This is a genomic window from Chryseobacterium koreense CCUG 49689 (assembly GCF_001045435.1).
In the GTDB taxonomy this organism is placed as follows: Bacteria; Bacteroidota; Bacteroidia; order Flavobacteriales; family Weeksellaceae; genus Kaistella; species Kaistella koreensis.
Window position 1 is genome coordinate 68,061 of record NZ_LFNG01000002.1, and the last position, 20,420, is coordinate 88,480.

Consider the following 20,420-nt stretch of genomic DNA (forward strand, 5'->3'; position numbering starts at 1 on the left):
TATGATTCAACTGTTTGATTTAAAGATTTTTATAATGAGTTTAAAGTTGGCTCTGGTTTTAATTCTGCCGGCTTTCATCAGAACTTGTCTCACATTATTTCAACCTGAAAGTATTTTGCGGCATGGACCCGCTTTTTGCACAGATATAAATGAGTTCAAACCGTATTTTGTCCTTAAGTTTTTTTAATTTTACAGTCTTATAAAAAATTAAGGGTTATGAAATATTTTTACACTTTGGTTTTGGCCTGGTTGATTCCTTTTATTGCTATTGGGCAGACTACGGTTACTTCGTCAATCAATCCGCCAAGTTTTGATGAAACTGAAGCGATTACGATCACTTTCACACTGAATGAAAATGCTTACGGCGTTGCAACTTCGCATGCGCTTTATTTGTGGGCTTGGTCCTATGATACCACAAACACCAGTATGGATTGCCCGACCAACGGAACGTGGACCGCTTCGAACCCAGCCAACAAACTGACTTATGTTTCCAGTTCAGGAGGTACCGGAACCTATACTTTCACGATGAACACTGTGAAATCTTTCTACGGGAACCGTCCTAATCCATTGACGAAAATCGGATTTTTGGTTAAAACGCTGAACGGTTCCGTGCAATCTCAGGACATCATTGCCAATGTTGGAAAATTTCAGTTTACATTGACCAATCCTTTTGCGGGAAGTGTGAATGTGGTGAGTTCCGGCACTGTGCTGAATATTACCGGCACAGCTTCCCTTGCTGCAAACTATGTGGTGAAATCTAACGGGAATCCCGTTTACACAAGTTCATCTCCTTCCACAAGTTTGAGCTATAACTATACCGTCACTCAGGATGCGACCGTGGATGTGGTTGCGACCAATCCGGTGGATGCCACAACAGTGACCAAATCTTTCACAGTGAATGTAGCTGCGCCGGTTCCAAGCGCACTAATCCCGACTTATATGAGGCAGGGAATCAGCTATGATCCTGCAGATCCCACCAAAGTTGGTTTGGCGCTTTATGCTCCTGGAAAACCTTATGTACACGTAATTGGAAGTTTCAACAACTGGACGGTGAGCGGAAACTATCTGATGAACCGCGATACCACGAATACCAACCTTTATTGGATTGAAATTACCGGACTTACTCCGCAGCAAGTTTATACCTTCCAATACCGAACTGCAGATGGAATCAAGGTAGCTGATCCATATTCGCCGCTGGTTTTGTCGCCATATGATGATCCGTATATCTCACCGAATACCTATCCAGATCTTCCGGCGTATCCTGCAGGCCAGGATTTTGAGGTTTCTGTCATACAAACTGCGAAACCAGCCTATAACTGGACGGTAACCAATTTTGCAAAACCTGCTAAAGATAATCTGATCGTCTATGAACTTTTGGTTAGGGATTTCACCTCGCAGCAAAACTGGCAATCGATGATCGATAAAGTGCAATATTTGAAATCATTGAAAATCAATGCAGTAGAGTTGATGCCGGTGATGGAATTTGATGGGAATAGCTCATGGGGTTACAATACAGGTTTTCATTATGCGCTCGATAAAGCCTATGGGACTCCTGAAAAATTCAAGGAATTTATTGATACATGCCACCAAAATGGAATTGCAGTGATTTTGGATATCGCACTGAATCACGCCACCGGCAGAAGTCCGATTGAGAGATTATGGTGTGTAGATCCGGATGGTGACGGATATGGCGACCCATCTGCAAGTAATCCCTATTTTAATACTGTGGCGAAACATACTTACGGCGTTTTTAATGACCTTAACCATTCTTCGTCAGATACCAAATATTACGTGAACCGTGTTTTGGAACAATGGATCAAGGAATACAAAATAGATGGTTTCCGGTGGGATTTGACCAAAGGATTTACCCAAGCTTGTACCAATACCGACGAAACCTGCACCAATGCTTATCAGCAGGACCGGGTGAATATACTGAAAGGATATGCGGATTATCAGTGGAATTGGGATCCGACCTCTTATATTATTTTCGAGCATTTAGGTACAGATTCTGAGGAAGCGCAATGGGCGAACTACAGAGTTTCAGAGGGAAAAGGCGTGATGATGTGGGACAAAGAAACCGATCCATATAACCAGAATACCATGGGTTTTGCTACTAACAGCAACTTCAACAGAGTGAAATACAGTACGCACGGATTCACTGACTTGAGGGCTTTGAGTTATCCAGAAAGTCATGATGAAGAGCGAATCATGTACAAAAACCTGACTTACGGAGCTTCCGGTGCAAACATGCTTTCAGCGGCATTGCAAAGACAGAAGTCTCTCGCAGCAGTGTCTCTAACTGTTCCGGGGCCGAAAATGATTTGGCAGTTTGCGGAATTGGGATTTGATAAGAGCATCAATCTTTGTTCGGATGGAACCACTGTGAGTCCTAACTGCAAACTTGATCCGAAACCTTCTGCATTTGCACTGGGTTACGATACCGATGCCGCAAGAAAATCTGTTTACGACACCTGGGCGAAAATCCTGGAAATACGTTTATCGAATCCTGCCGTTTTTGGAACCAAGAACTTCACCGTGGAATCCGGTAACTTGATGCCGAGAATTTTCATCACCAATAATGCTGCACCAACCGCTTTGAAAAATGTGGTGATCCTGGCGAATTTTACTACTTCCACACAAAACATAGTTCCGAATTTTCCGATTGGAAATATCAACTGGATTAACCTGATGGATAATACCTCCATGTTTGTTACGGACACCGCTGCTCCGATTACCATCGAAGCAGGTGGTTTCAGAATCTTCGGTGATGGAGCTGCTTTGTCCACCAGCGAAACCGTTTCCGTGAAAAATGCGGTGACTTTAACCGTTACTCAAAACCCGGTGATCAATGGCGTTGCAAATCTTCGCTATACGAATGCGGACAATGGAATTTTGGCGATTTATGATCTTTCCGGAAAAGAAGTGAAGTCAATTAAAACAATCCAATCAAAAGGAAATCAGGAAGTTTCCGTAAGCGGATTGACCTCCGGAACTTACTTGATCCAACTGAAATCCGACAAAGGAGTTGCAGTGGCTAAAATGATCGTGAAGTAATTTCTTCTCCAATTTGAAATAATGAACGGCTCGTGTTTGCGGGCTGTTTTTTTGTATATTTGAGTATCGACAATATATCAATAAGACCAAATATGAAGAAAATCTTGATCATGATTTTGACTTTTGTGAGTCTTTCAAGCTTACTTTCTCAACAGAATCAAAGTGATTATTTCTTAGGAAATAGAACATACTGTAAAAAACCGGACGATGAAAGGATTAACAAAATCTATCCTCTCGGAATTAAAGCTGTACAACAAAACTTATATATTGGTGCAGCTTTTAAGATTTTTTCTGAGGTGATACAAAAAGATAATTCATTCTGTGATGCCTATTTTTGGGCAGGGTATACTTTAAGATTAAGCAATATGGAGAATGATGCTGTAATTTTTTATCATGCTGCGGATAGTCTTGCGCAAAATCGATCGATTGAGTTCAAACAAAACCTCGCAACATTAAGTATGAAGGTTGGACGAATAAACCTTTCTAGAAAAAAGTTCGAGGAAATGACCAAGTATTTTCCAGATAATCCTGAAGGATATTATGGAATTGGGCTGACTTCTTTGTTTATTGAAGACTATGTAAACGGGCTTGAAAACATAAATATTGCCGAAAAAAAATACAAATCTTCCAATTCAGATTGTCAATCATTAAAAGCGGTCTTACTAACTTTAAATGAAAAATATGAAGAAGCAATCCCCTATTTCGAGAATGTAGAATCATATTTTAAGAAGGACGATACTTTCAACGGGTATTATGCATTATGCCTGAAACAACTTGGAATCAAAAATTCTGACCGAAAGATGATTAATAAAGCTCAGAAATATTACGAAAAAGTGCAAAACAAAAATGGACTACCTGAAATGGTGAAGAAAACATTAGGGGGCGGCTGAAAAAAGTTATGAAATATCCGGAGTTTTTATTTGATTTATCTAAATTATTGCGGGATACTGCGAAGCAATTTCTTTCTCAAATTCATAATAATGAACGGCTCGTGTTTGCGGGCTGTTTTTGTCTTCATGAATAGAGAAGTTTCCCATCGAAAATCCGCGCTGCCTTCGTATAAGGATGTTCTGAACTTTTCCCAATTCCCATAATGTGCTGCACATTCCAACCCTCGGTTTTAAGGTAGTCGGAAACCAGCGAACGGTGGCAACTCCACCAAACCGCTTCAGAACACATAAAGCAAACCCTTTTTTTGGTTGCGATTTTTTCCAATTCTTTAGTGGCTTTCTTAAAACTTTCTGTTTCCATATAATCTGCGTAAGCTTTGAAGGCATCAAGTCTCCATGCGGTGTTTTTTGAGTTGGGCTGCACTTTTCTTCTTCCGCCCAAATCTTCAAAATGAACGTATTCAATTCCGTTTTCGGGCAAGGTCATCTGTAAAGAATCCTTGTTGAATTGCGGATATTTCCTGGAACCGGGATATCTTCTGATATCGGCTAAAACTTCGATCTCAAAGGATTTCAACATTTCAAGAAATGTTTCGAAAGGGCGATTGGAATGACCGATGGTGAAAATGGTTTTCATTTTTTAGAGAAAAGAGAAAAGAGAAAAGAGCAAAGAACAAAGAACAAAGAACAAAGACAAAAGACAAATTTTGGTATTTGCAGCAAGTTTTGAGCCGAATTAGGATCGATGAGATTTGTACAAATGCGAGATATGTTTATATTTACGCAGTGGTTACTTTGACTTTAAGAATGCCACGTAATAAAACTATGAAAAACAAATTGATACTTTTCTTTACTGCAATGACAGTAATTTCCTGTAGTTTTCTTCAAAATACGATGGAATACAAGGAAACTTCGAAGAAATTCATGAACACGCTACTTAATAAGAGTGTGGATGAAAGCATCCCTTATTTTGCGATGGAAAGTGAAACCGCAAAAGATGCCAATGTTGAAGAAATGAAAAATGGACTCGAAAATTTCCGACAAAAGTTTATTACCCTTTTTGGAAAAAATATTGAGTACGACTTCATGTCTTCCCAAAAACGTTTTTCAACGGAGGAGAAAAACAATACGCCACCCAACTCAACGATTGTTTTGATGCAGTTTAAAAATGAAAAAGATTTCGGCGTGCTGCAATTTTTATTTGATGACAAGAGTAAAAAAATTCTGAACGTGACACCACTGGATGTAAAATATCCGATTCCTAACATGACATTATACTATGTTTTAGGAGTTCTGGCTTTAATTGTTACCACATTCAATATCTACATGATCAACAAGATCAGGAAAAGTGGGCTGAAAAGAAAATGGTTGAAATACATCGCAATTATTCTGCTCAATTTTCCCACTTTCATTTACAATCCTGTTACGGGTTTCAGCTTTAAACTTTTCCAGTTTACCTTTATCGGGTTTGGATTTTCGGCGATGGGTTATTTAAATTCCAGTATTACAATCGGTGTTCCAGTCGCTGCAATTTACTGGTATTGGAAACTGAAGCAAAAAGAAAATAAGAAAGTACTTCAACCAACTGGAGAATGATAACCAACCTTCCTATTGAAGACGCTCCCCGCAATAGGGATGGAAACGGAAATCCTTTTTTTGGATGGGGATTTTTGGTGCTGGAAAAAAAAGATTGCAGTGTACAGCCCGACCCGAGGTGCTGCTTTGGAAAGGAGAGGGGATTGCCCAAATTTAAGATAGCCACCCTGTCTGCCGACAAGCAGGGCTCCACGAAAAAACCTCCCGAGTTTTCAGGAGGTTTTTGTATTATGGATCGACGCTTAGATCGATGCGGAGTGTACCAATAAGTCGGTCAGTTTATTGGAATATCCCATTTCGTTGTCATACCAGGAAACCAGTTTCACGAAATTAGGAGACAACATAATTCCTGCGTCTTTATCGAAAACTGAAGTTCTCTTTTCTCCCACGAAATCCTGAGAAACCACAGCATCTTCGGTATATCCTAAAATTCCTTTCAGTTCGCCTTCTGAAGCCGCTTTCACTGCTGCACAGATTTCGTCATAGGAAGTTGCTTTTTCTAATCTTACGGTCAAGTCAACCACGGAAACGTCTGCTGTTGGAACCCTGAAAGACATTCCGGTCAATTTTCCGTTCAAGGAAGGAATCACTTTCCCTACTGCTTTTGCAGCACCTGTAGAAGAAGGAATGATGTTGTTCAAAGCAGAGCGGCCACCTCTCCAGTCTTTCATGGAAGGACCGTCAACAGTTTTCTGAGTTGCTGTGGTGGCGTGGATGGTCGTCATTAAACCTTCCACAATTCCGAAATTGTCGTGGATCACTTTTGCCAAGGGAGCAAGGCAATTGGTGGTACAAGACGCATTGGAAAAAATCGTTTGATCCGGAGACAATTCTTTGTGGTTTACACCCATGACAAACATTGGGGTGTCATCTTTTGAAGGAGCGGAAAGCAACACTTTTTTTGCACCTGCATTGAGGTGTCCTTGAGCCAATTCTTTGGAGAGGAACAAACCTGTAGATTCCACGATATATTCTGCGCCCACTTCATTCCATTTCAAGTTGTTGGGATCTTTTTCGGCAGTTACTCTGATTTTTTTTCCATTGACGATGAGGTCGTTTCCTTCCACTGAGATTTCCCCCGGAAATTGACCATGTACAGAATCATATTTCAGCATATAAGCCATGTATTCGGCATTGATCAGGTCGTTGATTCCCACCACTTCGATGTTTTCTCTTTCGGACATTGCTCTGAAAACAAGACGCCCAATTCTTCCGAATCCGTTGATTCCCACTTTGATTGTTGACATAATTTTTATTTTAAATTAAATTTATAGTTAGTTTCTTTTATTTGATGTTTAAATCGCCAGAATTTCTGAAATGGTCAGTAGGTTTTTGTCTATTTCATTATGTTTTTTGATGGCTTCCTCAATCGGAGTGTAAACCAATTTGTTGGATTGCATTCCCGCCATCACTTTGGTTTGACCTTCCATCAATCCGATCACCGCGCCGTAACCAAGCTGACTCGCCAAAACGCGGTCTGCGCAACTCGGCGAACCACCTCTTTGGATGTGACCCAAAACCACCACGCGAATATCATAGTCCGGAAAACCATTTTTGGTGGCTTTCGCCAAATCATAAATGCTTCCGAGCTGTTCACCTTCTGCTACAACCACGATGCTAGATGACTTGCCTGCCTTTTCAGCTTTTTCAAAAGTTGCGAAAAGTTCTTCGATGCTGTCTTTTTTCTCCGGGATCAGGATGTCTAATGCACCGGTTGCAATGCCGCTGTTCAGGGCGATAAATCCGGCATCTCTTCCCATCACTTCCACGAAAAATACGCGGTTGTGAGAAGTGGCGGTATCCCGAATTTTGTCGATGGCGTCCATTGCCGTATTCAAAGCAGTATCGTAACCAATCGTATTGTCGGTTCCGAAAATATCATTGTCAATGGTTCCTGGAATACCGATGACTCTGATTCCGTATTCTTCGCTGAAAATTTTGGCACCTCTGAAAGTACCGTCTCCACCGATGCAGACCAATGCATCAATTCCGCGCTTTACCAAGTTTTCGTACGCTTTTTTTCGACCTTCGGTAGTTTTGAATTCCAGCGAACGTGCGGATTTCAGAATAGTTCCGCCTTCGGTGATGATGTTTTTCACCGATCTGGGTCCCATTCTGGTAAAGTCGTCGTGGATTAATCCGTTGTAACCTTCTCGGATTCCGTAACACTCTATATTGTAGTGGTTTGCGGTTCTTACTACCGCGCGGATTGCGGCGTTCATTCCGGGTGAATCACCACCGGAAGTCAATACGCCAATCTTGCTAATCAAACTTTCTGACATATATGAAAATTTCAGTACAAATTTACGAAAACTCCACCAATTAATAGAATCGAAAAATTTGAAGATTTAGATTAAGTCTAGCTATTCCATTTTAATATGAAAGTCTTAAAATCCATTAAAAGGTAAGTTGATTCTGGTGAATTTTAGTATTTTCGCAGCATGTTAAGAAATCCGGCATTGCAAAAATTGTTTTCGACTCTTTTTACAGGGGTTTATCTTTTTGTGGCGCTATTTTCTCAAAATTTTCATGATCACGGAAGTGGTGAGGTTTTTAAGGATTTTCACTTTCAAAAAACCGAAAAAACATTTACCACAAGTCACCTTTCGCCGGATTTAAAAGACTGTCTTTCCTGTCATTTTCTCCATGGCGGCAAAACACTTGTCCCGGATCACTTTAGCTTTGATTTCTCCAAGTTTTTGGATTTTAAAGAGCAGTTCTTCGCCTTTCAGCAAAGGTTTTCCAAGCTTGATATATTCTATTTTCAACTTCGCGGTCCACCTTCCAATTTCATTTAAGTAAAAAACATTTCTGATGAAAATGTTGCAAGAAGCCTTCAAGCCAACCTGTTAAGGATTGGTTCTTTGGTTTTTGCATGTTCGTGTATAATTCATTCAAAAATTAATCTTAATGAAATTTATTCTAAATATAATTCTGGTCTTTTTCGGACTGGCTTTCTTTAATGCCCAAAACAACTACAGTATTCAAGGGAAAATCATTGATTTCCATGATAAAGTTCCGCTTCGTGAAGCTTCCATAAAAATTGGAAACTACACCGCAATTTCTGATGAAAACGGGAAATTTGCCTTTAAAAATGTAAAAAAAGGAACCTATATTTTAACTGCAAATCACCCAGATTGCGAGACTTTTTCGCAGACATTGGTGGTGGACAAAGATTTGGAAATCACCATTAATCTGGAGCACCACATCGAAGAAATTGAAACCATCACTTTTCAGCGGACCCATAAAACCAATGCGTCAATGATTCTGAAAACGCTGGATCAGGAGACCATTTCCCGAAATTCTACTGAAAATTTAGGAAACGTACTTTCGAATATTTCCGGAGTGGGCGCCTTGAAAACAGGGAATAACATCTCGAAACCCATTATCCATGGACTTTATGGAAGTAGGGTTCTGATCATCAACAACGGGGTGAAAATGGCGGAACAGGAATGGGGAGTGGAGCATGCTCCGAATGTGGACATCAACAATTTTGAGCACATCGACGTGATTAAGGGTGCATCTGCACTGAAATACGGAAGCGACGCCATCGGTGGAGTAGTGGTGATGGAACCGGGGATTTTTCCGAAAAAGGATTCCTTGAAAGGGGAAGCCAATCTCTCCGGAATTTCAAACGGCCGTGGAATTGGTTTCGATTTGAACTTGGTGAAAACCTGGGAAAGCGGATGGGCTCTGAAAACGAACGGTGGGTTCAAAAAATCAGGGGATCTGCACACACCGGAGTACCTTCTGATGAATACCGGATTGCAGGTGAATTCCTTTAATTTCACTTTGCAGCACAATTCTTTTCTTCAGGGGATTTCTTTCGATTACAGCCTCACCAACCAACAAATCGGAATTTACAGAGGTTCGGATTTGGGAAATCTCGAAGATTTCTATAAAGCTTTGACCACTGATGTTCCGATTTACCAACGCGATTTTTCTTATGCCATTGAAAATCCGAAACAGGATGTGCAGCATCATTTGGCGAAGATTTCTGCTTTTAAGAGATTTAAAGATATTGGGAAGATTACGGTGGATTATAGTTTTCAGTACAATCACAGAAAGGAGTTCGATGTGCGCCGCGGCGAACTGGCCCAGATTCCGTCACTGGATCTGGAGCTTTTTACCAACCAGCTTAATATCAATGATTTAATTGAAAGACCGTTTTGGAATTTCGAAACCGGGATCGATTTGGCTTATCAATACAATTACTCCACTCCTGAAACTCAGGCAAGGAGACTGGTGCCAAATTATTCCAAATATTCGGGCGGAGTTTATTCCATCTTTAAGTATAAAATCAGTCCAAAATTAAATGTGGAAGCAGGTTTGCGATATGATGCAACCAAATATGACGCGAAAAAATGGTATGATCTGAGCACTTGGGAAAACTTCTATTCCGAGAGTTTTTCACAATTTTATGTAAAAACCGATGGAAACCGAGTTTTCAGCAATCCGGTTTTGACTTACAAAAATCTTTCGTTCAATGCGGGTGTTCAATTTCGACCTTCGAGCGGATTTGATTTAAAATTCAATTATGCAAATGTGGGAAGGACGCCAAATATTGCAGAACTTTTCGCGGATGGACTTCACCATTCTGCGGCGATCATCGAGGTGGGGAACTTGGGAATGAAAAATGAAGAAGGGCATCAGTTTAACCTGAACATTGATTCGAAACTGAATGTTCTGGGTGGTTTGCAGATTTCTGTGAATCATTATCTGTTTCTGACCAAAAATTTCATCACCGAAGTGCCGACCGGAATCCAGAACACCATACGCGGCGTTTTTCCAGTTTGGAGTTATGGGCAAATCGATGCGAAAATGTATGGAATCGATTTCGATGCAGGTTTGAATATTACTCCGAATACTAGTTATAAAGGAAGATTCTCCTATGTTTATGGACAGGATGTGACGAACGATCAGCCGCTGATCTTGATGCTTCCGCCGAATTTTGCCAACAGTTTGGAGTTTTCGAAAGCGGAATGGCGAAATTTCTATTTTAAGGTAGAAAACCAGACTTTCCTGCATCAAAACAGATTTCCCGATTATAATCCATCGATCCACATTTATGAAAATGGGGTGGAAGTGGAAAAAACTCTTGACTTATCTACTCCGCCGCCGAGTTATTCTTTGTGGAGCCTACAAACCGGAATTGATTTCGTCAAAGGTTTTTCGGCCGGCTTGAAAATCACCAACCTTTTCGATGTAAATTACAAAGACTATCTGAACAGGTTACGGTTTTTCTCTTATGAAATGGGAAGAAACGTTATTCTGAATCTGAAATATAATTTTTAGATAAGAGACAGGCTTCAATTAATATCGCTTAACTTTTAACAATACATTTATGAAATCTTTAAAATATTTAATTCTGATTTTAACCATAATATTTACCGCCGGTTGCTCCAGAGCTGATGAAGATCTGGACGTGCTTTCGCAGGAAGATATTTCAAACATCATCTTAAACGTGAAAGACGACGAAACGGGAATTACCCAAACCTATAATTATACCGTGAATTCCGCGACAAATCCGGTCATCAAATTGACCGATGGTAAAACCTACACCGTAAACGCGGTATTTTTAAACGGAAATGAAGATGAAACCGAAAGTATCATTGCGGCGAAAGACGAGCATTTCCTGATTTTTGATTTTCATGGCTCGATCATCAATTTTACAAGAATTGACGATGAAAGCTCCACAAGAACTGATGGAAATAAACTCGGCTTGGTGACGAAATGGGAAGTGGTGAAAGCAGCGAACTCGTCATCACCCGAACTTGTCCTTACGCTAATCCACGATGCAGTTTCGGTAAGTGAAGTGCAGAACGGAACCGCATTTGGAACCGCAAACGGAGGAGAAACCGATGCGGTGGCCACTTTCGGGATTTCGAATTAAGACTGATGCAACTGTTTTTTCGGCACCAAGAATTCAAAAAAAAATTCCTATTTTTGCAACCTAAAATTTTAATAGAAAAATGAACGTTACAGCGACAAACCATGATGAGGTAAGTGCATTGCTTACAGTTACTTTAGATAAGTCAGATTACAAAGATAATGTGGAAAAGCAACTCCTCAATTTTGCAAAAAATGCACAGGTTCCAGGTTTCAGAAAAGGAAAAGTGCCATTAAGCATGGTGAGAAAGCAATATGAAGCAGGAATCGCTTTCGAGGAAATCAACAAACAGGTTTCTGACGCGCTCAATAATTATATCACCGAAAATAATTTAAGGTTGGTTGGTCAACCGGTGCCACAACCAGTGGATGATTTCAACCACAATGCAGATCAGCTTTCTGTGGCTTTCGAAGTAGGTTACGAACCGAATTTCTCTGTGGATTTGTCGAAGTATGAAGCACCTCACTTCAAGGTGGAAGCATCTGACAAGGAAATCGGACAAAGCATCGAAAACATGCAGAAACGTTTCGCAACTCAGATTCCACAGGACAAAATCGGAGCAGATTCCCATATAGCTTTGGAAATTTCCCAAATCGTGGAAGAAAACGCAGAAGGTGAACATCATCACCATCCAAAACAAACCGTGGTAAACGCCGATAAAAAAGAGGCTTTCAAACTGGTGAAAGATTTGGCGATGGACGGAACCGTGAAAGTGACCAAAGCGGATTTGGAGAAAAATGAAGATTTGGCAAAAGAGCTCGGCTTCGGAAAAGAAGAGGTGGAACATCTGCACCACGAAGAATTGGAAGTGAAAGTGAAAGATTTCTATGGACTGGAGCTGGCTGAACTCAATCAGGATCTCTTTGACAAAGTTTATGGCGAAGGAAATATCAAATCTGAAGAGGAACTAAGAGCAAAAGTAAAATCTGAACTTGACGAGTATTTCCAGCAAAATGCAGACGTGCATTTCGTCAATAAGATTTTGGCTCAAATCAATGAAAAAGAAGAGGTGACACTTCCGGAAACTTTCTTGACAAAATGGTTGGTTTACAGCAATGAAAATGTGCAGACCGAAGAGCAGGCCAAAGAAATCCTGGAAGCAGAAAAAAACATCCTGAAATACCAGATTCTGGAAGGTAAATTGATGAACGACAACGACATCAAATTGGATTATGCAGATGTTCTGGGACAGGCTGAACAATTGGTGAGAAACCAATTGGCAATGTACGGAATCCACCATTTAGGTGACGAGGAAGTTCAAAAATATGCAGTGGAAATGTTGAAAGACCAGGAGCAGGTTCGCCAGATTTCATCTGAAGTTGCCATGGCAAAATTGAAAGATGTTATTTTGGAGAAGGCCACCAAAAAAGAAACCAAAATTTCTCATGATGAATTTTTGGAGGAATTGAAAAAATAATTTTTCAACAATAAATAACAAATCCGTCTTGAAGTTTCAGGACGGATTTTTTTGTATTTAAAGTCTATTAAAACTATTGAAGTTCCACCAAAACAGGACAGTGGTCGGAATGAAAAGCCTCCTTCAAAATCGCCGCGCGGGATAATTTTTCCTTTAGCGGATAACTCACGAAATTGTAGTCCAATCGCCATCCTTTGTTTCTTTCGCGGGAATTTTGTCGGTAACTCCACCAAGTGTAATTGTCGGGTTGATCATTGAAAAACCGGAAACTGTCGATCAATTCACATTCCTCGATGAATTTGGTCAGCCATTCCCTTTCAATGGGCAAAAATCCCGAAACATTCTTCAAACCTTCCGGATTGTGGATGTCGATCGGTTTGTGGCAAATATTAAAATCGCCGGAGATAACCAGGTTCGGAATCGTTTTCTTCAGTTCCTTGATGTAATCCAGAAAATCGTAGCAAAACTGCATTTTAAAGTCTAACCGGTCGATATTGGAAGCGGAAGGAACATAAACCGAAATCACCGAAAAATCCTCAAAATCTGCACGGATAATTCTTCCTTCGGAATCGTAGCTTTCAATTCCACAACCGTATTCCACGTGTTTCGGCTCCACTTTCGAAGCGATTCCGACACCGGAATATCCTTTCTTTTGGGCAGAATGCCAGAAACTGTGATAACCGATTTTTTCAAACGCCTCGATGTCGATTTGGTCGTTCCCGGCTTTACTTTCCTGGATGCAGATCACATCCGGAAGTGCAGCATTTAGCCAGCCCACAAAATCTTTGCTGAATGCGGCACGAATGCCGTTCACATTATAGCTGATGATTTTCATTAAAAATTATTTTCTCAAAAATAGGGAATTTGCTTTGAACTGAAGCGGCAGATACTAAAAAAATGAATGATTTTAAAGTGATGCTTAAAGGTTGTTTTGAAATAAAATTCAATAAATTTGCCCTAAATCTCCGCAATGAAAAAACTCGTTATCTTAGCGATTGTCGCACTCGGAATTATTTCCTGTACCACTCAAAAAGCCAATAAAAAAATGGAATCACCCAGCGAATGGAAACGCCACACCAATATTTACGAAGTTAATGTAAGGCAATATACCAAGGAAGGAACTTTCCGCGCTTTCGAAAAAGAAATGCCGCGACTGAGAGCGATGGGAGTGGAGACACTTTGGTTCATGCCAATTACTCCGATTGCCACAGAAAAAATGAAAGGTCCAATGGGAAGTCCTTATGCGGCGGCAGATTACACTTCAATCAATCCTGAATTAGGAACGATGGAGGATTTCAAACATTTGGTGGATGAAGCGCATCGACTCGGTTTTAAAGTCATCATCGATTGGGTGGCTAATCACACCGGCTGGAACCACATTTGGACCAAGACGAATCCGGAATTTTATCTCCACGATCCAGATGGAAGTTTCCATATCGCCTCCGGAATGGACGATATCATCGAACTGGACTACAGCAACCAAAATATGCGGAATCAGATGATTGAAGCCATGAAGTTTTGGGTTCGGGAAGCGAATATCGACGGTTTCAGATGTGATCTCGCAAGTTGGGTAGAAGTGGATTTTTGGGAAGAAGCCCGGCCAAAAGTGGAAACGCTGAAACCGCTTTTCTGGCTCGGTGAATTTGACGAACTGGAAAATCCGGAATACGGAAAGGTTTTCGATGCGAGTTATACCTGGACTTGGATGCACAAAACGGAGAAATATTACAAAAATAATCTGCCGCTGCAAGAATTAAAAGATTTGTTGAAGAAATATACAGCAATCGGCGACCATTCGATGAGGGCTTGGTTCACTACCAATCACGACGAAAATTCATGGAACGGAACCGAATACGAAAAATACGGCGTGATCGCAAAACCTTTGGCGGTATTTTCAGTGACCTGGAACGGCGTTCCGCTGATTTATTCCGGTCAGGAACTGCCGAATATGAAACGTCTGGAATTCTTCGAAAAAGATGTTATAGCATGGAACGGAAATTATGAAATGGCCGATTTCTACAAAACACTATTTAACTTAAAATCAAATAACCCGGCATTAAGAGGTGGTGATCCAGCTGCATCCACACAGCTTTTGAAAACTTCTGCCGATGATAAGGTTTTAGCTTACGTTCGAAAAAATGGAAAAGATGAGGTATTAACGGTTTTGAATTTTTCCAAAGAAGCGGTTTCCTTTACCATCGATGACGAAAATGTTTCGGGGATTTTTAAAAATGTTTTTTCCGGTCCGGTAAAGGATTTTGCCCAGGATAAAAGTTTTTACTTGCCTGTTGGCGGTTATGCGGTAATGGAAAAATGAGTTCAGAACCCTTTCAGTCCTTTAAAGGCTGAAAGGGTTTTTGGCAAGCAAATTAAATTAAAGGTAATGCAAATCGAAAAAATCGAATTTGGTCGATTTTATCACATTTTTAACAGAGGAAATAACAGTCAGGATATTTTCTTTGAAGAGGAGAATTACCGTTACTTTTTAAAACTTTTGGCGAAATATATTATTCCAATTTCAGAAATCTATTGCTATTGTCTTTTAAGAAGTCATTTTCATTTGTTGATTAGAATTAAAGATGCGGAGGATTTAGTGTTTTCTGATTTCCAATTTTCAACTGTTGAAACACCTAAAAGTTTTGATCCTTCCAGACAGTTTTCTCATTTTTTTAATGCTTATACTTTGGCTATAAATAAAAGATATCGCAGATCAGGCAGTTTGTTTGAAAAGCCATTTGAGAGAAAAATGGTTGAGCATGAAAATTATTTAAAGCAATTAATTTTGTACATTCACAATAATCCTAAGCATCATGGTATTGTTGAAAATATTGAAGATTATAAATGGAGTTCTTATCCTACGATGCTTTCAGAATCACCAACAAAAATTCAAAGAGGTAAAGTGTTAGCGTATTTTGATGATAGGGAAAACTTTGCTTTATGTCATAAAAATTATTAAATTAAATCAACTCAACCCTTTCAGCCTTCGGAAGGCTGAAAGGGTTCCCCCCAAAAAAAATGAACAAATCCGAACTCCTTCAAATCATTCAAAATAAATTATCAGAAAAAATTGAAAATTTAGAACGATTGATTGCCGAAACCCGCGCTGCCAACAACGAAACCAAAAGTTCGATGGGCGATAAGTATGAAACCGGCCGGGAAAGGGTGCAGCAGGAAATTAATAATCTCCAGATTCAGCTGAATGCCTTTTCAAACTCGCTGAATATGGTGAAAAACATCAATCCGGTTCCGCATCAGTCTATCGGCTTTGGCAGTTTGGTGCAAACGGAAAACGGGAAGTTTTTCATTACGGTTTCATGGGGAGAGGTTAGGCTTAATGGCGAAAAAATATTCGTCATCTCTACAGAAAGCCCATTGGCAAAAGCGATGCACGGAAAGAAAGCCGGCGAAACTTTTATCGTGAATAATATAGGACAAACCATTAAAAATATTTGGTAAATTTGAGCGGTTACAATCTCAAATTTATAATTTCAAATTTACCTGTCGGCAGACAGGCTTCAAACTTCAAATCTAAGAATGCAAAACTACCTCGATTTACTACAGCATATTCTCGACAATGGAACCAACAAAACCGACCGAACCGGAACCGGAACCAGGAGTGTTTTTGGCTACCAGCTTCGGTACGATTTATCGAAAGGTTTTCCTTTGGTGACGACGAAAAAAGTCCATCTGAAATCGATTATTTACGAATTGCTCTGGTTTTTGAAAGGCGACACCAATGTGAAATATTTGAATGATCATGGAGTTTCTATTTGGGATGAATGGGCAGATAAAACCGGAAATCTAGGCCCCGTTTACGGCGCACAATGGCGAAGTTGGCGAGGAGCCGACAACAAAGTGATTGACCAAATCACTGAAGTTATAGACCAAATCAAAAAGAATCCCGATTCCCGACGATTAATCGTTTCCGCTTGGAATGTGGCGGAAATTCCGAACATGGCTTTAGCGCCGTGTCACGCGATGTTTCAGTTTTATGTTGCGGATGGCAAATTATCGCTTCAGCTGTACCAAAGAAGTGCAGATGTTTTTCTGGGAGTTCCGTTCAACATTGCGAGTTATGCGTTGCTGCTGATGATGGTTGCGCAGGTTTGCGGTTTAGAGGTTGGCGATTATGTGCATACTTTCGGCGATGTCCATATTTACAACAATCATTTCGAGCAGGTTCACAAGCAACTTTCGCGCACACCGAAAGAGTTGCCTACCATGAAGCTGAATCCGGAAATTAAAGATATTTTCGATTTTGATTTTGAGGATTTTACCTTAGAAAATTATGATCCTTATCCGGGAATCAAAGCGCCGGTCGCGGTATAAATCACTGGATGATCATTTTTTAATTTAGAAAAAGTTCACAGATAAAACTTTAACTTTGATAAAAATTCAGCGATAGAAATTACCATTAAATTAGAAGATAACGCAGATGTTTCTTTCATCAAGAAACTTTTGACACAGATAAAAGGCGTCAAAAGCATTGATGTTTCCGAGGAAGAAAAAAACTATTCCTGGGAAGAAATCAAAAGATCTGAGGAGTTTGGAAAAGTCATGGAGAAAAGCAGAAAACAAATTAAGAATGGAGAATTTGTAGCGCATTCTCAAGAATTAATGGATTCTATTTTTCGGATCAAATGAAAATCATTTATTCTAAAACGGCAATAGAAAGCCTCAAATAAATTGTTGATTTTCTGGGAAATCGGTGGACTGAAAAAGAACTCCGTGTTTTTGAACATGATTTGCAAAAGTTCGTGCAATCTCTTCGAGATAAATGAATTTCATATCCTTTTGCAGTCGGGCAAAAAAAATTTCGGTATGCTTTTTTAGGAAAAAAACAAGTGAAAGTTTAATTTGTATTGCATTTGGATTCGGTAGAAATAGTGTTGTTTTTGACCACTAAGTCAAATCCGGAAAAATTGAATGAGATTTTAAGATTAAAGTGAAGCACAACTTCACTTTTTTTGTAACTTTTTCTGAAAATTAAAGACCAATTTTAACAACCGCTCTATATCAAAAATTCAACAAAATAGATTATGAAAAAAATATTAATTTCTGCCCTTTTATTGGGTGTAATCTTTAGTTCCCAAACCGCATTCGCGCAAACCGATACTTCCGGAAGAACTGAAATTTACAGAGCAACCCACACCAAAACCACCGAGTTGAAACACACCAAACTGAAGGTGAATTTCGATTACCAAAAAGAACAGATGAACGGTGAGGCGTGGATTTCTGCGTCGCCACATTTTTATCCAAGTGATTCCTTGGTTTTGGATGCGAAAGCGATGCTCATCCACGAAGTGGCTTTAGACAAAAACGGTTCAAAATCGCCATTGAAGTACGACTACAAAAATGATATGCTGAAAATTAATCTTGATAAAACCTACAGCAGGAATCAGGATTACACGGTTTACATCAAATATACAGCCCGACCGAATGAAGTGAAACAGGTGGGAAGCGCCGCAATAACTGACGCGAAAGGACTTTACTTCATCAATCCGCAAGGAAAGGAGAGTGGTAAACCGACCCAGATCTGGACTCAGGGAGAAACAGAATCGAATTCAGTTTGGTTCCCAACCATAGACAAACCGAACCAGAAAACCACCCAGGAAATCTATATGACCGTTCCAGATAAATATTTGACTTTGTCAAATGGTGTTTTGAAGGATTCCAAAAAGGAGGGCAATAATTTGCGGACCGACCATTGGGTGATGGACAAAAAACACGCACCATACCTTTTCTTCATGGGAGTTGGTGAATATGCTGTGGTGAAAGATAAATGGAGAAACATTCCGGTGGATTATTATGTGGAAAAGGAGTATGAACCGTATGCCAAACAGATTTTCGGGAACACCCCTGAAATGATCGAATTTTTTTCTAAAAGATTAAATTACGATTATCCTTGGCCAAAATATTCACAAATCACGGGTGTGGATTACGTTTCTGGAGCAATGGAGAATACCACTTCCACACTTCATTCCACCATGGCGCAGCAAAAACCAGGAGATTTGATTGATGAAAACCGTTGGGAGGACGTGATTTCCCATGAACTCTTCCACCATTGGTTCGGTGATTTGGTGACAGCTGAATCTTGGTCGAACATCACGGTTAATGAGTCTTTCGCCAATTATTCGGAATATTTATGGAACGAGTACAAATATGGAAAAGATTTCGCCGACTACACTTTGATGAAAACCCGTGAAGGATATTTCCGCGACCCGTCGAATGTTTCCAAGGATTTGGTGCGGTTTAATTATCATTCCAGAGAAGATGTTTTCGATGGAGTTTCTTACAATAAAGGTGGCTCCATTCTTCACATGCTAAGGAATTATTTGGGTGACGATGCATTCTTTGCGGGATTAACGGATTACCTGAAAACCAACGAATACGGAACGGGAGAAGCACAGCAACTGAGATTGTCACTAGAAAAGATTTCGGGTAAGGATTTGAACTGGTTCTTCAATCAGTGGTACTACGGAAACGGAAATCCTAAATTGAGTTACACTTCCACTTTTGATCCGGTGAAAAAAATGGTCACTGTTTCGATCATCCAAAATCAGGGTCAATATTTTCAGTTTCCTTTGGCAATAGATGTTTACGAGAACGGAAAACCAACCAGGCAAAATGTTTGGGTTGCTGCAAAAAGTAAAAATGATTTCAGCTTTTCGATCACCAAAAGTCCGGACTTGCTGAATATTGATGCAGATGGGGTTCTGCTATCGGAAATTACCGACAACAAGACACCGGAACAGTATTTTATGCAATACACCAATTCCAAAGAATTTTTGAGTAGATATAAAGCAGTAGAAAATGCTGCAGATAATGCTTCTAAAAATGCTGTTTCTGTGAAAACGTTGGTTGCAGCATTGAAGGACAGTAATTTCAGAATCAGAATAAAGGCTTTAAGCGGACTGGATTTGTCGAAACCAGACCAGCAAAAAGCCGCGCTCGCCGAAGTGGAGAAAATGGCGGTCAACGATCCGAAAACATTGGTGCAATCGGCTGCAATTACGGCTTTGGCAAAAACGAAAGACAAGAAGTACCTTCCGGTTTTTGATAAGGGAATGTCCGCGGTTTCCAATGCGGTAAAAGGTGCGTCTTTGGGAGCGATTGCTGTGATTGATCCTTCCAGGGTTTCCGCTTTAGCCAACCAAATCGATTTGGATGGCGCGAGTGATGATTTGATCGCACAGCTTTTGCCGATCATCGTAAAAAATAAGATTGAAAAACAGATGCCTGCAATTGCGCAAACTGCTGCGTTTTACCCATTTATCAAATTCCAAAATCCGGAATTGGGCGCTTCTGCGGAAGAGGCCTTCAACTGGATTATGGGCTCCGATAATTTGAAGGCGACGGAAAACCTGACCAAAGTTTTGACCCAGGTGAAGAGCCAGATCGGGCAAAACCCGCAGGCGAAAATGATGATTGTTCAAATCTTGAAAGAGGGACTTGCCAAAAAGATGCAGGTTCTAAAGGCGAATCCGTCAAGTCCGACGATCAATGCACAGATCGATGCGATCAATAAGGCGATTGAGGCTTACAAATAAGATGATTTGATATTTAAAAAAGA

Annotated in this window: 16 protein-coding genes; 11 read left to right on the top strand and 5 right to left on the bottom strand. The window is 40.1% G+C overall.

Going from position 1 to position 20,420, the window contains the following annotated elements:
- Nucleotides 1-216: 216 nt before the first annotated feature.
- Complete coding sequence (locus tag ACM44_RS01565; RefSeq protein ID WP_048498365.1) at nucleotides 217-3,054, top strand: alpha-amylase family glycosyl hydrolase; 2,838 nt, start codon at nucleotides 217-219, stop codon at nucleotides 3,052-3,054.
- A 110-nt stretch (nucleotides 3,055-3,164) separates the two neighbouring features.
- The gene (locus ACM44_RS01570) at nucleotides 3,165-3,944 is read left to right on the top strand and encodes a tetratricopeptide repeat protein (protein WP_152669278.1); all 780 of its coding nucleotides are present in this window, start codon (nucleotides 3,165-3,167) and stop codon (nucleotides 3,942-3,944) included.
- Between the two features lie 124 nt (nucleotides 3,945-4,068).
- Here the strand turns inward: ACM44_RS01570 and ACM44_RS01575 are convergent, their stop codons facing one another.
- Nucleotides 4,069-4,581 carry a DUF488 domain-containing protein gene (locus tag ACM44_RS01575; RefSeq protein WP_048498367.1) on the bottom strand — a complete coding sequence of 171 codons (513 nt, stop codon included), beginning with the start codon at nucleotides 4,579-4,581 and terminating at the stop codon, nucleotides 4,069-4,071.
- Nucleotides 4,582-4,769: 188 nt separating this feature from the next.
- Here ACM44_RS01575 and ACM44_RS01580 point away from each other — a divergent pair, with 188 nt between their 5' ends.
- Complete coding sequence (locus tag ACM44_RS01580; RefSeq protein ID WP_048498368.1) at nucleotides 4,770-5,540, top strand: hypothetical protein; 771 nt, start codon at nucleotides 4,770-4,772, stop codon at nucleotides 5,538-5,540.
- Nucleotides 5,541-5,782: 242 nt separating this feature from the next.
- Here ACM44_RS01580 and gap read toward each other — a convergent pair whose 3' ends face one another.
- The 3 genes from gap to ACM44_RS15310 all read right to left on the bottom strand — a co-directional run bounded on the left by gap (nucleotide 5,783) and on the right by ACM44_RS15310 (nucleotide 8,308).
- Entirely contained in the window at nucleotides 5,783-6,787 is a 1,005-nt protein-coding gene (gap, locus tag ACM44_RS01585; protein ID WP_048498369.1) for a type I glyceraldehyde-3-phosphate dehydrogenase, read from the bottom strand.
- 48 nt (nucleotides 6,788-6,835) lie between these two features.
- Nucleotides 6,836-7,822 carry a 6-phosphofructokinase gene (gene pfkA / locus ACM44_RS01590; protein WP_048498370.1) on the bottom strand — a complete coding sequence of 329 codons (987 nt, stop codon included), beginning with the start codon at nucleotides 7,820-7,822 and terminating at the stop codon, nucleotides 6,836-6,838.
- Nucleotides 7,823-8,155: 333 nt separating this feature from the next.
- Nucleotides 8,156-8,308 (bottom strand): hypothetical protein, encoded by a 153-nt coding sequence (locus ACM44_RS15310; protein ID WP_160303949.1) that lies wholly within the window; start codon nucleotides 8,306-8,308, stop codon nucleotides 8,156-8,158.
- A gap of 142 nt (nucleotides 8,309-8,450) precedes the next feature.
- Here ACM44_RS15310 and ACM44_RS01600 point away from each other — a divergent pair, with 142 nt between their 5' ends.
- From ACM44_RS01600 to ACM44_RS01610, 3 genes are all read left to right on the top strand, one after another.
- Nucleotides 8,451-10,835, top strand: coding sequence for a TonB-dependent receptor (locus ACM44_RS01600; protein WP_048498372.1), 2,385 nt, complete (start codon nucleotides 8,451-8,453; stop codon nucleotides 10,833-10,835).
- Nucleotides 10,836-10,884: 49 nt separating this feature from the next.
- A complete protein-coding gene (locus tag ACM44_RS01605; RefSeq protein WP_048498373.1) occupies nucleotides 10,885-11,433 on the top strand; it encodes a hypothetical protein in 549 nt (182 codons plus the stop codon).
- Nucleotides 11,434-11,512: 79 nt separating this feature from the next.
- A complete protein-coding gene (locus ACM44_RS01610; protein WP_048498374.1) occupies nucleotides 11,513-12,847 on the top strand; it encodes a trigger factor in 1,335 nt (444 codons plus the stop codon).
- Between the two features lie 73 nt (nucleotides 12,848-12,920).
- Here ACM44_RS01610 and ACM44_RS01615 read toward each other — a convergent pair whose 3' ends face one another.
- Nucleotides 12,921-13,682 carry an exodeoxyribonuclease III gene (locus ACM44_RS01615; RefSeq protein WP_048498375.1) on the bottom strand — a complete coding sequence of 254 codons (762 nt, stop codon included), beginning with the start codon at nucleotides 13,680-13,682 and terminating at the stop codon, nucleotides 12,921-12,923.
- Nucleotides 13,683-13,817: 135 nt separating this feature from the next.
- Between ACM44_RS01615 and ACM44_RS01620 the strand changes: the two genes are divergently transcribed.
- The 5 genes from ACM44_RS01620 to ACM44_RS01645 all read left to right on the top strand — a co-directional run bounded on the left by ACM44_RS01620 (nucleotide 13,818) and on the right by ACM44_RS01645 (nucleotide 20,397).
- Nucleotides 13,818-15,164: an alpha-amylase family glycosyl hydrolase gene (locus ACM44_RS01620; RefSeq protein WP_048498376.1), complete on the top strand. Its 1,347-nt coding sequence runs from the start codon at nucleotides 13,818-13,820 to the stop codon at nucleotides 15,162-15,164.
- A gap of 66 nt (nucleotides 15,165-15,230) precedes the next feature.
- Nucleotides 15,231-15,803 (top strand): hypothetical protein, encoded by a 573-nt coding sequence (locus ACM44_RS01625; RefSeq protein ID WP_048498377.1) that lies wholly within the window; start codon nucleotides 15,231-15,233, stop codon nucleotides 15,801-15,803.
- Between the two features lie 59 nt (nucleotides 15,804-15,862).
- Nucleotides 15,863-16,303, top strand: coding sequence for a GreA/GreB family elongation factor (locus tag ACM44_RS01630; protein WP_048498378.1), 441 nt, complete (start codon nucleotides 15,863-15,865; stop codon nucleotides 16,301-16,303).
- A gap of 78 nt (nucleotides 16,304-16,381) precedes the next feature.
- The gene (locus tag ACM44_RS01635; RefSeq protein ID WP_048498379.1) at nucleotides 16,382-17,176 is read left to right on the top strand and encodes a thymidylate synthase; all 795 of its coding nucleotides are present in this window, start codon (nucleotides 16,382-16,384) and stop codon (nucleotides 17,174-17,176) included.
- A gap of 710 nt (nucleotides 17,177-17,886) precedes the next feature.
- Nucleotides 17,887-20,397: a M1 family metallopeptidase gene (locus tag ACM44_RS01645; RefSeq protein WP_048498381.1), complete on the top strand. Its 2,511-nt coding sequence runs from the start codon at nucleotides 17,887-17,889 to the stop codon at nucleotides 20,395-20,397.
- The last annotated feature ends 23 nt before the right edge of the window (nucleotides 20,398-20,420 follow it).

What these genes read in the sequence shown, in the direction of transcription:
- ACM44_RS01565 (WP_048498365.1), top strand. Translation starts at nt 217, where the DNA reads ATGAAATATTTTTACACTTTGGTTTTGGCCTGGTTGATTCCTTTTATT.
- ACM44_RS01570 (WP_152669278.1), top strand. Translation starts at nt 3,165, where the DNA reads ATGATTTTGACTTTTGTGAGTCTTTCAAGCTTACTTTCTCAACAGAAT.
- ACM44_RS01575 (WP_048498367.1), bottom strand. Translation starts at nt 4,581, where the DNA reads ATGAAAACCATTTTCACCATCGGTCATTCCAATCGCCCTTTCGAAACA.
- ACM44_RS01580 (WP_048498368.1), top strand. Translation starts at nt 4,770, where the DNA reads ATGAAAAACAAATTGATACTTTTCTTTACTGCAATGACAGTAATTTCC.
- gap (WP_048498369.1), bottom strand. Translation starts at nt 6,787, where the DNA reads ATGTCAACAATCAAAGTGGGAATCAACGGATTCGGAAGAATTGGGCGT.
- pfkA (WP_048498370.1), bottom strand. Translation starts at nt 7,822, where the DNA reads ATGTCAGAAAGTTTGATTAGCAAGATTGGCGTATTGACTTCCGGTGGT.
- ACM44_RS01600 (WP_048498372.1), top strand. Translation starts at nt 8,451, where the DNA reads ATGAAATTTATTCTAAATATAATTCTGGTCTTTTTCGGACTGGCTTTC.
- ACM44_RS01605 (WP_048498373.1), top strand. Translation starts at nt 10,885, where the DNA reads ATGAAATCTTTAAAATATTTAATTCTGATTTTAACCATAATATTTACC.
- ACM44_RS01610 (WP_048498374.1), top strand. Translation starts at nt 11,513, where the DNA reads ATGAACGTTACAGCGACAAACCATGATGAGGTAAGTGCATTGCTTACA.
- ACM44_RS01615 (WP_048498375.1), bottom strand. Translation starts at nt 13,682, where the DNA reads ATGAAAATCATCAGCTATAATGTGAACGGCATTCGTGCCGCATTCAGC.
- ACM44_RS01620 (WP_048498376.1), top strand. Translation starts at nt 13,818, where the DNA reads ATGAAAAAACTCGTTATCTTAGCGATTGTCGCACTCGGAATTATTTCC.
- ACM44_RS01625 (WP_048498377.1), top strand. Translation starts at nt 15,231, where the DNA reads ATGCAAATCGAAAAAATCGAATTTGGTCGATTTTATCACATTTTTAAC.
- ACM44_RS01630 (WP_048498378.1), top strand. Translation starts at nt 15,863, where the DNA reads ATGAACAAATCCGAACTCCTTCAAATCATTCAAAATAAATTATCAGAA.
- ACM44_RS01635 (WP_048498379.1), top strand. Translation starts at nt 16,382, where the DNA reads ATGCAAAACTACCTCGATTTACTACAGCATATTCTCGACAATGGAACC.
- ACM44_RS01645 (WP_048498381.1), top strand. Translation starts at nt 17,887, where the DNA reads ATGAAAAAAATATTAATTTCTGCCCTTTTATTGGGTGTAATCTTTAGT.